The 12,198-nt window shown below is 69.9% G+C and carries 12 protein-coding genes; 6 read left to right on the plus strand and 6 right to left on the minus strand.

Annotation, left to right across the window (positions count from 1 at the left end):
• Positions 1-24 precede the first annotated feature (24 nt).
• Positions 25-2,967, minus strand: coding sequence for a DNA topoisomerase III (locus VNT59_RS10815; RefSeq protein WP_325498415.1), 2,943 nt, complete (start codon positions 2,965-2,967; stop codon positions 25-27).
• Positions 2,968-3,089: 122 nt separating this feature from the next.
• Between VNT59_RS10815 and VNT59_RS10820 the strand changes: the two genes are divergently transcribed.
• Genes VNT59_RS10820 through VNT59_RS10835 form a run of 4 tightly spaced genes read left to right on the plus strand, consistent with a single transcriptional unit; the run spans position 3,090 to position 5,752 of the window.
• Positions 3,090-3,620, plus strand: a complete 531-nt coding sequence (locus VNT59_RS10820; RefSeq protein WP_325498416.1) for an SET domain-containing protein — start codon at positions 3,090-3,092, stop codon at positions 3,618-3,620.
• 53 nt (positions 3,621-3,673) lie between these two features.
• Positions 3,674-4,438: a biotin--[acetyl-CoA-carboxylase] ligase gene (locus VNT59_RS10825; RefSeq protein WP_325498417.1), complete on the plus strand. Its 765-nt coding sequence runs from the start codon at positions 3,674-3,676 to the stop codon at positions 4,436-4,438.
• Positions 4,438-5,073: an SPOR domain-containing protein gene (locus tag VNT59_RS10830; protein ID WP_325498418.1), complete on the plus strand. Its 636-nt coding sequence runs from the start codon at positions 4,438-4,440 to the stop codon at positions 5,071-5,073. Before VNT59_RS10825 ends, VNT59_RS10830 begins: the two co-directional genes overlap by 1 nt.
• Positions 5,074-5,092: 19 nt before the next feature.
• Positions 5,093-5,752 (plus strand): glutathione S-transferase family protein, encoded by a 660-nt coding sequence (locus tag VNT59_RS10835; protein WP_325498419.1) that lies wholly within the window; start codon positions 5,093-5,095, stop codon positions 5,750-5,752.
• Here the strand turns inward: VNT59_RS10835 and VNT59_RS10840 are convergent.
• The 4 genes from VNT59_RS10840 to VNT59_RS10855 form a co-directional block, all read right to left on the minus strand.
• The gene (locus tag VNT59_RS10840; protein WP_325498420.1) at positions 5,737-7,215 is read right to left on the minus strand and encodes a sensor histidine kinase; all 1,479 of its coding nucleotides are present in this window, start codon (positions 7,213-7,215) and stop codon (positions 5,737-5,739) included. The genes VNT59_RS10835 and VNT59_RS10840 overlap by 16 nt on opposite strands.
• A gap of 45 nt (positions 7,216-7,260) precedes the next feature.
• Positions 7,261-7,935 (minus strand): response regulator transcription factor, encoded by a 675-nt coding sequence (locus VNT59_RS10845; RefSeq protein ID WP_325498421.1) that lies wholly within the window; start codon positions 7,933-7,935, stop codon positions 7,261-7,263.
• A gap of 82 nt (positions 7,936-8,017) precedes the next feature.
• Positions 8,018-8,959 (minus strand): N-formylglutamate amidohydrolase, encoded by a 942-nt coding sequence (locus VNT59_RS10850; RefSeq protein ID WP_325498422.1) that lies wholly within the window; start codon positions 8,957-8,959, stop codon positions 8,018-8,020.
• 27 nt (positions 8,960-8,986) lie between these two features.
• On the minus strand, positions 8,987-9,952 hold the full coding sequence (locus VNT59_RS10855) for a tripartite tricarboxylate transporter substrate binding protein BugE (protein ID WP_325498423.1): 966 nt from the start codon (positions 9,950-9,952) through the stop codon (positions 8,987-8,989).
• Positions 9,953-10,062: 110 nt separating this feature from the next.
• Between VNT59_RS10855 and VNT59_RS10860 the strand changes: the two genes are divergently transcribed.
• Entirely contained in the window at positions 10,063-10,998 is a 936-nt protein-coding gene (locus tag VNT59_RS10860; RefSeq protein WP_325498424.1) for a LysR substrate-binding domain-containing protein, read from the plus strand.
• Here the strand turns inward: VNT59_RS10860 and VNT59_RS10865 are convergent.
• Positions 10,980-11,492 (minus strand): helix-turn-helix domain-containing protein, encoded by a 513-nt coding sequence (locus VNT59_RS10865; RefSeq protein WP_325498425.1) that lies wholly within the window; start codon positions 11,490-11,492, stop codon positions 10,980-10,982. The two genes, VNT59_RS10860 and VNT59_RS10865, sit on opposite strands and share 19 nt — an antisense overlap.
• Before the next feature lie 146 nt (positions 11,493-11,638).
• Here VNT59_RS10865 and VNT59_RS10870 point away from each other — a divergent pair.
• The coding region (locus tag VNT59_RS10870) for an ATPase domain-containing protein (protein WP_325498426.1) at positions 11,639-12,198 on the plus strand (560 nt) is incomplete at its 3' end.

Below are 12,198 nucleotides of genomic sequence, written 5' to 3' on the forward strand. Positions count from 1 at the left end.
TGCCAACTGCTCCCTGCGCTGGCGCTATTCTGCCGACAAGTGGCGGCCGACGATGCCGGCCAGCTCGAACATCGTCACCTGCGGCTTGCCGAACACCGCCAGCAGCTTGTCGTCGGCATTGATGGCGCGCTTGTTCTGCGCATCCTGCAGCCCGTGGGCCTTGATGTAGTCCCACAGCTTCTTGATCACCTCGGTGCGGGCCACCGGTTCGGCGCCGATCACCGCCGCCAGCTGCGGGCTGGGCTTCAGGCCGGCGCCGGGCTTGCGCGGGGCCTTGGCCGCGGCCTTCTTGGCGGGCGCGGCCTTCTTGGCCGGCGCCTTCTTCGCCGCGCCCTTGGCCGCGGGCGCATAGCGGGCCGCCGGCTCCTTGGCGGCCGGCTTGCCGGGGGCGCCCTTGCGCGGCGGGAATTTCGAGGCCCTGGGCTCGAACTCGAAATTGACCTTGCCGGCTTCGCCGTCCCAGGCGAGGAAGGCCTTGAACGGCCGGCGCGTGCGCATGGAGACGAACTTGTCGAGCAGGTCGGTCTTGCCGCTGGCGAGCAGCTTGGCCATCTGCTCGCGCGCCACCGGCTGCTGCAGGATCACCTTGCCGCTCTTGAAGTCGCAGGACGGCGCCGGCTGCTGCGGCGTGGGCACCGATTTCTCGCAGACGTAGTTGCTGCCAAACTCGAACACGCGCGCGCCGCACTTGGGGCAGGCGCCCAGCGGCTCCTGGCCGCCGAAGTCCACCAGTTCGCCGGTCTCGGCCGGGTTGTCTTCCTTGCCGAAATCGAACTCCAGCTTCCAGTTCCTGTCCTCGTCGCTGTACTTCAGCGCGATTTCCGCCGTGAACGGCCAGCCCGCCTTGGAGCGGAAGCCTTCCAGCGGGCCGATGCGCTTGTCGCGCAGGAACTGCTCCACCTCGTCCTGCTCGAAGGCGCGGCCGGCCGGAATCTTGGTGAACGAGAAGCCGCAGCCTTCGGCGTCGCCCTTGGCCCCGGTGCAGGCGTAGCGGCGGTAGTTCTCCTTGACCACGCCGCCGCAGTTGGGGCAGGGCGTTTGCAGCGTGGCGTAGTCGCCGGGCACGGTGTCGCGGTCGTACTCCTTGGCCTTGCGCACGATGCGCTTGGTCATCTCCGCGATCTCGCGCATGAACTCGTCGCGCGAGAGCTTGCCGTGTTCCATCTGCGCGAGCTTGTATTCCCAGTCGCCGGTGAGCTCGGGGCGCGACAGTTCCTCCACGCCGAGGCCGCGCAGCAGCGTCATCAGCTGGAACGCCTTGGCCGTGGGAATCAGCTCGCGCCCCTCGCGCAGCATGTACTTCTCGTTGATCAGGCCTTCGATGATGGCGGCGCGGGTGGCCGGCGTGCCCAGGCCCTTCTCCTGCATCGCCTCGCGCAGTTCGTCATCCTCGATGAACTTGCCGGCGCCTTCCATCGCGGTGAGCAGCGTGGCTTCGCTGTAACGGGCGGGCGGCCGGGTCTTGAGCCCGCGCGGCTCGACGGTTTCGGCCCGCACCATCTCGCCCGGCTTGACCGGCACCAGGCTCTGGCCCTTGTCCCCTTCCTTGGCCCCTTCGACCTCGGCCGCCGCTTCCTTGCCCCAGATCGCGAGCCAGCCCGGCTTGACCAGCACCTTGCCCTCGGTCTTGAAGCTGTGGCCCACCGCCTGCGAGATGCGGGTCGTCACCAGGAATTCGGCGCTCGGGAAGAACACCGACAGGAAGCGCCGCACGACCAGGTCGTAGAGCCGCTGCTCGGCGTCGGACAGGCCGCTGGGCGCCTGCAGCGTCGGGATGATGGCGAAGTGGTCGCTGACCTTGGCGTTGTCGAAGATGCGCTTGCTCGGCTTGACGTAGCCGTCGTCCATCGCCTGCTGCGCGAACGGCGCCAGGTGCTTCATGCCGCTGCCGGCGAGCATGCCCATGGTGTTGCGCACCACCGGCAGATAGTCCTCCGGCAGGTGGCGCGAGTCGGTCCGCGGATAGGTCAGCGCCTTGTGCCGCTCGTACAGGCTCTGCGCCAGCGCCAGCGTGGTCTTGGCCGAATAGCCGAAGCGGCCGTTGGCTTCGCGCTGCAGCGAGGTCAGGTCGAACAGGCCCGGCGACGCCTGCGTGGTCGGCTTCGATTCTTCGGTGACGGTGGCCGCCTTGCCGCGCACGGCGTCGGCGATCGCCATCGCTTCGCGCTGCGACCAGACGCGGTCGGCCTTCTGCTCGGCATCGTCGGGGTTCTTCTTCCAGTTCGGATCGAACCACTTGGCCTGGTACTCGCCGGCCTCCGCCAGGAAGCTGGCGTGGATCTCCCAGTAGTCGCGGCTGACGAACTTGCGGATCTGCTCCTCGCGCTCCACCACCACCGCCAGCGTCGGCGTCTGCACCCGGCCGACGGTGGTCAGGAAGAAGCCGCCGTCGCGCGAATTGAAGGCGGTCATCGCCCGGGTGCCGTTGATGCCGACCAGCCAGTCCGCCTCGGAGCGCGAGCGGGCGGCGTTGGCCAGGCCCTCCATCTGCTTGTCGCTGCGCAGCTTCTCGAACCCGTCGCGGATCGCCTGCGGGGTCATCGACTGCAGCCACAGCCGGCGCACCGGCTTGTCCAGCGGCTTGGCGCCGCCGGCAAACTGCTGGATCAGCCGGAAGATCAGCTCGCCCTCGCGGCCGGCGTCGCAGGCGTTCACCAGGTCGGCCACGTCCTTGCGCTTGGCGAGCTTCACCACCGCGTTCAGGCGCGACTTGGTCTTGTCGACCGGTTTCAGGTCGAAGTACGGCGGGATCACGGGCAGGTGGGCGAAGCTCCACTTGCCGCGCTTGACGTCGAATTCCTCCGGTGCCTGGATCTCCACCAGGTGGCCGACGGCGCTGGTGACGACGTAGGTGTCGTTCTCGAAGTAGTCGTCGTGCTTGTCGAACTTGCCGGCCACGGGCGTGAGCGCGCGGACGATGTCCTGCGCCACCGAGGGCTTCTCCGCTATGACCAGTGTCTTCGCCATCTTCTTGGTTCCTGCCAGTGCGGCCGCCTTGCGGGCGCCGCCGTCCTTACAATCTGCGCTTCGCACGCGCGTACGCGCGCACGCGCGTACGTGTGCACATTCAAATTAACAGACTTTCACCCATGGCAGAAAAAACCGCCGCCGGCCGCCGGGCCGGCGCTCCCGGGCGCGCCGCCGCGCCCAATGACAGCGCCGGCTCGCGCCGCATCCAGGTCAGGCGTTCCGGGGTGCACGGCAAGGGCGTTTTCGCCGTCCAGCCGATCGCCGAGGGTGAAACGATCATCGAATACGTGGGCGAGGTGATCAGCTGGAAGGAGGCGCAGCGCCGCCATCCGCACGATCCGAAGGATCCCAACCACACCTTTTACTTCCATGTCGACGACAAGCACGTGATCGATGCCAAGCACGGCGGCAATTCCTCGCGCTGGATCAACCACTCGTGCGATCCCAACTGCGAGGCGGACGAGGATGGCGGCCGCGTGTTCATCAAGGCCTTGCGCAACATCGAGGCGGGCGAGGAGCTGAACTACGACTACGGCCTGATCATCGATGAGCGCTACACGCCCAAGCTCAAGGCCGAGTACCCCTGCTGGTGCGGCGCCAAGAACTGCCGCGGGACGCTGCTGGCGCCCAAGCGCGGGCAGCGCAAGTGATTGCCGGCGGGCTCCCGCCCACGGCCGACCCGGCAGCGGCCGCCGGGCCGGTCATGAACAGCTTGGCGCGCGCCGCCGAAGCCATCTGGCAGGCCGTCACGCCGCTGCTGCCCGGTTTCACGGTCGAGGTCGTGCCCGAGCTGGACTCGACCAACAGCGAGCTGATGCGGCGAGCCCGCGCCGGCCGGCTGGAGCCGGTGCTGCTGGTCGCGGCGCGCCAGAGCGCCGGCCGCGGCCGCCTCGGCCGGGCATGGCAGAGCGAGCCGGGCGCCTCCCTGACCTGCTCGCTCGGGCTGCCGCTGGCGCCGGCCGACTGGTCCGGCCTCTCGCTGGCGGTCGGCGTCACGCTGGCCGAGAGCCTGCACCCGGACATCCGGCTGAAGTGGCCCAACGACTTGTGGCTGCAGGACCGCAAGCTGGCCGGCATCCTGATCGAAACGGCTTCCAACGGGCCTGGCACCGGCCGCTCTGCCGTGGTCGGCGTCGGGATCAACCTGGAGCCACCCGCGGCCGCGGACGCGCTCTCGACCCCGCCGGCCGGGCTGCGAGCGCTGGTGCCGGCGATCGACGCCGGCGGGGCCCTGGAACGGATCGCGGCGCCCCTGGTCGGCGGCCTGCTCGCCTTCGAGCGGGCCGGCTTCGCGCCGTTTCGGCCGGGCTTCGAGGCCCGCGACGCGCTGCGCGGCCGCCGCGTCGTCCTGAGCGACGGCCGCGAGGGCCAGGCGCTGGGCACCAACGAGTTCGGCGCCCTGATCGTGCATACTGGCCTGGCCGTGCACACCGTCGTCAGTTCCGAAGTGAGCGTCCGTCCCGCCTGATGCTGCGGCTGCTGGTCCTCGCGCTGCTGCTTGCCAATGCCGGCTACTTCGCGTGGTCGCAGGGGCTGCTGGGCGCATGGGGCCTGGCGCCGATGCAGAACGCCGAGCCGCAGCGCTTGCAGCAGCAGATCCGGCCCGAAGCGGTGCAGATCCTGCGCGAGCCGGAAGCGCGCCGGCCCGAAACCGGTGCCGCCGCCACGGCCGAATGCCTGCTCGCCGGCCCGCTCGACGAGGCGCAATGGGGGCCGGTGAAGACCGCGCTGCAGGCCTGGCCCGCCGGAACCTGGTCGGTCGAGCCGGCGGTGCAGCCGGGCAGCTGGCTCGTCTACATGGGCAAGTACGACAACGGCGAGCAGCTGGCTCGCAAGCGGGCGCAGCTGCGGCAGCTGGGCGTCAGCTTCGAAGCGCTGGCCGACCCCGCGCTCGAACCCGGCCTGGCGCTCGGCCGCTTCGCCAGCGAGGCGGCCGCCAACGCCCGGCTGCAGGCGCTCGCCGAGCAGGGCGTGCGCAGCGCCCGGGTGCTGCAGGAGCATCCCGAAACGCGCGCGCAGCTGCTCAAGCTGGTGGCCGCGCCGCCGCGCCTGGCGGCCGTGCGGCCGCTGCTGTCGGCCATCAAGCTGCGGCCCTGCCGCTGACCCCTCAAGGAGACACGCGATGACCCTCAAGCTCTATTTCGCCCCCGGCGCCTGTTCCTTCGTGCCGCACGCGCTGCTGGAGGCCGCCGGCGCGCCATTCGAGCCGGTGCTGGTGAAGCTGCACAAGGGCGAGCAGCAAGGCCCCGAGTACCGCGCGATCAATCCGCGCGGCCAGGTGCCGGTGCTGGTCGACGGCGACGAGGTGATCACGCAGATCCTGGCGATCGTGACGTGGCTCGACCACCGCTTTCCGCAGTGCGAGTTCCTGCCGCGCGAGCCGTTGGCGCGGGTGCGGGTGCTGGAGACCCTGGCCTGGATGAACAACACCGTGCATCCGACCTTCACGCACGTGTTCATGCCGTTCAAGTTCACCGTCGACCCGCAGGCGCAGGCGGCGATCAAGGCGCACGCCGCGGCGCAATACGGCGCCCTGCTCGGCGAGATCGAGGCGCTGGCCGGGCAGGCGGCCGCCGCCGGCCGGGCGTATCTGGGCGGCGACCGGTTCGGGCCGCTCGACGCCTACGCGCTGACCCTGCTGCGCTGGGGCGGCTTCGCCGGCCACGACCCGCAGGCATGCCCGGTGCTGTGGGCCCATGTGCAGCGGATCGCGCAACTGCCGGCGGTCGCCCGCGCGATCGCGCGCGAGCGCCTGCAGCTGAACGTCTACCAGGCGCCCTGAGCGGCGAGCCCGCTGCGCGGCGCGGCGCCGACGTGCAGCGCGAACCGCACGTTGACCCGGGTGCCCGGTTGCGGCTGGCCCGGATGCGCATCCTCCAGCGTGACTTCGGCGCTGTGCTGGCGCGCGATCTCCAGCACGATCGGCAGTCCCAGCCCCGACCCGTCGACGTTGGTGCCCAGCGCCCGGTAGAACGGCTGGAAGACCAGTTCCCGCTCGGCCGCCGGAATGCCGGGGCCGGAGTCCTCCACCTGCAGCAGCAGCACGTGGCCGAACGGGTCGGCCAGCACCCGTGCCGTGATCACGCCGGGCTGCTGCGCGCTGGAAGGCGTGTAGCTGATGGCGTTGTCCAGCAGGTTGCGGATCATTTCCTTGAGCAGCGTCGGGTTGCCCTCGAGCTGGACGCCGGGCGCGCCGGGCTGGGCGCCGTCGTAGCCGAGGTCGATGTGGCGGTCCATCGTGCGCGGCAGGCAATCGCGCACGGCGTCGATGGTGAGCCGCGCCAGATCGCAGGGCTGGCGCGCGATCATCTGGCCGCCGCTTTCGGCGCGGGCCAGCGCGAGCAGCTGGTTGACGGTGTGCGTGGCGCGCATGCTGGAGCGGCCGATCTGCTTGAGCGACTGCTTCAGCTCCTCGGCGTTCGCCGCCTCGCGCTGCGCCAGGTCGGCCTGCATGCGCAGGCCGGCGAGCGGGGTCTTGAGCTGGTGCGCCGCATCCGCCAGGAAGCGCTTCTGGGTGGCGATCGAATCCTTCAGGCGCGTCAGCAGGTCGTTCACGGAGGAGACCAGGGGCGCCACCTCGAGCGGCACCGTCTTTTCGTCCAGCGGGCTGAGGTCGTCGGGCTTGCGGGCGCGGATGCGCTCCTCCAGTTGCGACAGCGGCTTGATGCCGCGCACCAGCGCCAGCCAGACCAGCAGCACCGCCAGCGGCAGGATGGCGAACTGCGGGAGCATCACGCCCTTGATGATTTCGGTGGCCAGCACCGACCGCTTCTCGCGCGTCTCGGCCACCTGCACCAGCGCCGGCTGCGCGCCGGGCAGGTCCAGCTTCACCCAGGTGTAGGCGACCCGCACCTCGACGCCGCGCACCTCGTCGTCGCGCAGCCGCACCTCGCCCACGTGCGGCGGCTCGTCGTCGGGCGGCAGCGGCAGCTCGCGCTCGCCGGAGAGCAGCTCGCCGCGCGCGCCCAGCACCTGGTAGTACACCATGTCCGAGTCGTCGGCCCGCAGCAGTTCGCGCGCCGGCTGCGGCAGGTTGAACACCACCCGCTGCTGGCTGACGGTGACCAGCTGGGCCAGGGCCTGCACGTTGTATTCCAGCGCCCGGTCGAAGGGCTTGCCGGCGATGCTCTGCGCCACCAGCCAGGTGAGCGCCAGGCTGACCGGCCACAGCAGCAGCAGCGGGGTCAGCATCCAGTCCAGGATTTCCCCGAACAGCGAGCGCTGCTCGCGCTGGAAGATCTTCACGGGCAGCGCTCCGGCACGGTCCGCTGGCGGGGGGGCTGGCTCATGTCAGGACTGGATTTTCTCCAGGCAGTAGCCGAGCCCGCGCACGGTGGCGATGCGGATCGGCCCCTTCTCGATCTTCTTGCGCAGCCGGTGGATGTAGACCTCGATCGCGTTGGTGCTCACCTCCTCGCCCCATTCGCACAGCCGCTCCACCAGCTGGTCCTTGCTGACCAGGCGGCCGGCGCGTTGCAGCAGCACTTCCAGCAAGCCCAGCTCGCGCGCCGACAGCTCGACCATCTTGCCGTCGATGGTGGCGATGCGGCCGGCCTGGTCGTACACCAGCGGGCCGTGCCGGATCGTGCTGCTGGACACGCCCATCCCGCGCCGCGTCAGGGCCCGCACCCGCGCCTCGAGTTCCTGCAGGCTGAAGGGTTTGGCCATGTAGTCGTCGGCGCCGTAGTCCAGCCCCTTGACCCGCTCCTCCACGGCGTCGGCGGCGGTGAGGATCAGGACCGGCAGCGTCGAGCCGCGGCCGCGCAGCTTGCGCAGCACCTCCAGGCCATGCATCCGCGGCAGCCCGAGGTCGAGAATGAGGAGATCGAAGTTGTTGTTGGCGAGCAGGGCGGCGTCGGCCTCGGTGCCGCTGGCCACATGGTCCACGGCGGCGCCCGAGGCGCGCAGGCTGCGCAGCAGGCCGTCGGCGAGAACCTGGTCGTCTTCGGCAATGAGAATGCGCATCGCGGCCTCCCGGCGGGGCGCGCTCCGGCGGCGTCCCCTCGGGAGATTCTAGGCGGCCATCCGCGGACCGCCGACCGGCCGGTCAGCGCGGCGCGGCGTCGCGCGGATCCGTCGCCAGCAGGATGCGCATCAGGTCCTGCAGGTCCTCGCGCACCCGGGCCATGCCGTCCGGCTTGATGGCGAGCGTCTCTTCGTCCATGTAGATCTTGCGATTGAGCTCGATCTGGATGCTGTGCCGGTTTCGCGCCGGATCGCCGTAGCGGCGCAGCAGCTCCACGCCCTTGTACGGGTGGTTGTACGAGACGCTGTAGCCGCGCCCGCGCAGGTGATCGCAGATCAGGTGCGACACGGCCGCCGCGGCGCTGCTGCCGTCGCGGTCGCCGACCACGAAGTCCGGATGGACCAGCCCCGGAAAATTCGTGGCGTGGCTGGCCGAGACGGCCGGCATCGAATGGCAGTTGATGTGGATGCTGTAGCCGTGGCGGCGGTGCGCGGCCTCGATCGCCTGCTGGACCGCCGCGTGGTACGGGCGCCAGCAGCGCTCGATGCGGCGCCGGACCTCGTCGACGGTCAGCTGTCGCTGGTAGACCGGAACGCCTTCGTCGGTGAATTTCCAGATCAGGCCCTTGCCGAGCCGGATCTTCGACAGCATCGCCGGGTCGGTGGCGATCGGCTCGCACCATTCGCCGTCGAGCAGGCTGGTGTCGAGCTCGGTCGTGTCGCGGTTGGCGTCGAGGTAGATGCGCGGGAAGTGCGCCTCGATCCAGGCCGCGCCGAGCGCCGGCGCGAAGTCGTAGATCTTCTCGACGTGGGTGTCCTCGGCCCGGCGCAGCGTTGCCAGGTCGAGGGCGGGCGCGAAGTCGTCCGGGTAGTCGGTGCCGCTATGCGGCGAATCGAGCACCAGCGGCGTGGTGCCGGCGATCCGGCTCACCGTGCCGGCCGCGGACGCGGCGGCCGGCGCGCCGGCCACCGCCTGCAGCGTGGGCTGGAAGCGTTCGTGAATCAATTTGAGTGCAGCGTGCAAGGCAGGAAGGGGCGCGAGGCCCCTGGATCAGTCGAGGAAGACCTTGGCGTAGGCCGCGACCTTCTTCATCTTGGCGATCTCGCGCCCGACCTGCGCGGTGAACGCGTCGGGCGTGGTGCCGGAGGGATACAGGCCCTGGCCGGCCAGGCGCTCGCGCACGGCCGGCTCCTTCAGCGCCTGGACCACCGCCTGCTGCATGCGGTGGACGGCGGCGGCCGGCGTGCCGGTCGGGGCGACCAGGCCGAACCAGGACGGATCGTTGTTGATCGGGTAGCCGAGTTCGGCGTAGGTCGGCACGTCGGGCAGCACGTCGAGGCGGGTGGGCCACGAGACGGCGAGGGCGCGCAGCTTGCCGGACTTGATGTGCGGCAGCGAGGAAGCCACCTGGTCGAAATACACCGCCACCTGGCCGCCGATCACGTCGTTGATGGCCGGACCGGTGCCGCGGTAGGGGATGTGGACCATCGAGGTGCCGGTGCTGCTCTTGAACAGCTCGCCCCACATGTGGCCGATGGTGCCGTTGCCGGGCGTCGCATACGACACGCGGCCCGGATTGGCCTTGAGGTACTTCACCAGGTCGGCGAAGTTCTTGACCGGCAGCGCATTCGCGTTCATCGCCATCAGGCCGGGCGCCTTGACGATTTCCGTCACGCCGACGAAGTCCTTGATCGGGTCGTAGGGCAGCCGGCGATACACCGCCGGGTTCACGCCGTGGGTGGACAGGGTGGCGACGGCAAAGGTCAGGCCATCGGGGTTGGCGCGCGCCGCCTCGGCCATGCCGATGGAGCCGCCGGCGCCGCCGCGGTTGTCGAGGATCACGGGCTGCTTCAGGATGCGCGACAGCGGGTCCTGCAGGCTGCGGGCCGTGATGTCGGTCGCGCCGCCGGGCGGGAACGGAACGATGATGTGCAGGGGCTTGCCGTCCTGGGCGAAGGATATTCCAGGAGCGACAGTCATGGCGGCGATGCCGGTGAGCAGGGAGCGGCGTTGCATTTGGGGGGATTTCCTCTCAGTTACTGCAAAGAGTATTGTATTTGCGGCCACTTGAAAATCGATTGATGGAGCTGATAACATTCCGGCTCGGAATGTTTTAGGGCGAATCCTTGTCCCTGCGCCGCCTCTCGCCGCCGCTGCACCTGCTGCGCTCGTTCTCCGCGGTCGTGCGGTTCGGCAGCGTCTCGCGCGCGGCCGAGGCCCTGCACCTGACGCAGAGCGCCGTCAGCAAGCAGATCAAGGAACTCGAGGCCTGGGTTGGCGTGCCGCTGTTCGGGCGAGCCCGCAAGCGGCTCGCGCTGACCCCGGCCGGCGAACATTACGAGAAGACCGTGCGCGCGCTGCTCGGGCAGCTGGAAGCCGCGACCCTGGAGCTGATCACGAGCGACGAAGGCGCCGGCGTGCTGCACCTGTCGAGCCTGCCCACGTTCGGCGCCAAGTGGCTGATTCCGCGGCTGCCCATGTTCCAGCAGTTGCACCCGCAGATCACGCTGCAGTTCGTGCCCTATGTCCACAGCTACGACTTCGAGCGGCCGGAACTCGATTGCTCCATCCTGTTCGGCGAAGGCCACTGGCCGGGTGCGCAGGCGCACTACCTGACCGGCAAGGACGTGGCGCTGATCGCGCCGCGGCTGGCCACCGCCGCCTGGCGGATCGAGGCGCCCGCCGACGTGGCGCAGCACACGCTGCTGTGGCACGTCACGGTGCCGGAGGCGTGGCAGCGCTGGAGCGAGACCCACGGCGTCGGCGGCCTGGATCCGCTCGCCGGGCCCCAGTTCGACCAGTTCCAGACCATGATCCGCGCGGTGATGGCCGGGATGGGCGTGGCGCTGGTGCCGCGCTGCCTGGTGCAGGACGAGATCACGGCCGGCGTGGTGCGCGAGCCGCTGCCGGGCGGCGGCTATCGCAGCGATCTCGGCTACTGGTTCTGCTATCCCGAGCGGCGCAGCCAGCGCCACGCGCTGGATTGCTTTCGCCGGTGGCTGCTCGGTTGCGCCGACGCGACCGTCGAGCCGGCCGGCGGGCCTCAGGCACTGGCCGGATAGCGCGGCAGCGGCTGGTCGGCGCCGCCGGCATATGCTTCCAGGCCGATCGCGACCACGGTGGCCACCTGCTCGCCGACCTCCAGGCGGAATTCGGCTTCCGCCTGCGCCACCGCGTCGCGGAACGCCTGCAGCCAGGCCAGTCCGGTGGCCGTGAAACAGACCAGCCGGGCCCTGGCGTCCCGCGGATCGGGCTGGCGCGAAACCAGGCCCCAGGCTTCGCACTGGCCCACCAGGTCGCCCATCGCCTGCTTGCTCATGCCGGCGCTGCGTGCCAGCGCCGTGAGGCGCGAGCCTTCCAGCGCGAGGTGGCGGGTGATGTGGATGTGGGCGGCGCTCACCTGGGCGCGGGCGGCCAGGTTGGACAGCGCCAGCGGCACGTCGATGTTGTGAGCCATCAGCGCCAGCACGCGTTCGTCGAAGCGGCGCATGGCGTGGCCGAGCAGGCGGCCCAGGTGCGTGAGGCGCCAGGCGTTGTCCAGGGGAGGATGGGGCACGGCGAGATGGTAAGGCAAACTGACCAAAATATGCGTTTACTTTTTCCAAGGCGAGCCGTTAGAGTACTGGTCAAGCATCCAGGCTGGAAACAAACCCACTGGATGAGACGCACACAACCCGTTGATTCCCAAAGGAGAACACCCATATGGACGCGCAAGTCAAGGGAACCCGCCTCGGCGCCGCCGACACCGAGAAGGCCAAGGCGCTGCAGGCCGCGCTGGCCCAGATCGACAAGCAGTTCGGCAAGGGCACGATCATGCGGCTGGGCGAAGGCGAGAAGCTGGAGGACATCCAGGTGGTTTCGACCGGCTCCCTGGGCCTGGACATCGCGCTCGGTGTCGGCGGCCTGCCGCGCGGCCGGGTGATCGAGATCTACGGCCCCGAATCCTCGGGCAAGACGACGCTGACGCTGCAGGTCATCGCCGAAATGCAGCGCCAGGCCGGCACCTGCGCCTTCATCGACGCCGAGCATGCGTTGGACGTGCAGTACGCGCAGAAGCTGGGCGTCAATCTCTCGGACCTCCTGATCAGCCAGCCTGACACCGGCGAGCAGGCGCTCGAAATCTGCGACAGCCTGGTGCGCTCCGGCGCCGTCGATCTGATCGTGGTCGACTCGGTGGCGGCGCTGACGCCCAAGGCCGAGATCGAAGGCGAGATGGGCGATTCGCTGCCCGGCCTGCAGGCCCGCCTGATGAGCCAGGCGCT

This window comes from Ramlibacter sp. (assembly GCF_035554825.1).
Taxonomy (GTDB): Bacteria; Pseudomonadota; Gammaproteobacteria; order Burkholderiales; family Burkholderiaceae_C; genus Ramlibacter.

What these genes read in the sequence shown, in the direction of transcription:
- VNT59_RS10845 (WP_325498421.1), bottom strand. Translation starts at nt 7,935, where the DNA reads ATGCGCATTCTCATTGCCGAAGACGACCAGGTTCTCGCCGACGGCCTG.
- VNT59_RS10835 (WP_325498419.1), top strand. Translation starts at nt 5,093, where the DNA reads ATGACCCTCAAGCTCTATTTCGCCCCCGGCGCCTGTTCCTTCGTGCCG.
- VNT59_RS10820 (WP_325498416.1), top strand. Translation starts at nt 3,090, where the DNA reads ATGGCAGAAAAAACCGCCGCCGGCCGCCGGGCCGGCGCTCCCGGGCGC.
- VNT59_RS10815 (WP_325498415.1), bottom strand. Translation starts at nt 2,967, where the DNA reads ATGGCGAAGACACTGGTCATAGCGGAGAAGCCCTCGGTGGCGCAGGAC.
- VNT59_RS10855 (WP_325498423.1), bottom strand. Translation starts at nt 9,952, where the DNA reads ATGCAACGCCGCTCCCTGCTCACCGGCATCGCCGCCATGACTGTCGCT.
- VNT59_RS10825 (WP_325498417.1), top strand. Translation starts at nt 3,674, where the DNA reads ATGAACAGCTTGGCGCGCGCCGCCGAAGCCATCTGGCAGGCCGTCACG.
- VNT59_RS10830 (WP_325498418.1), top strand. Translation starts at nt 4,438, where the DNA reads ATGCTGCGGCTGCTGGTCCTCGCGCTGCTGCTTGCCAATGCCGGCTAC.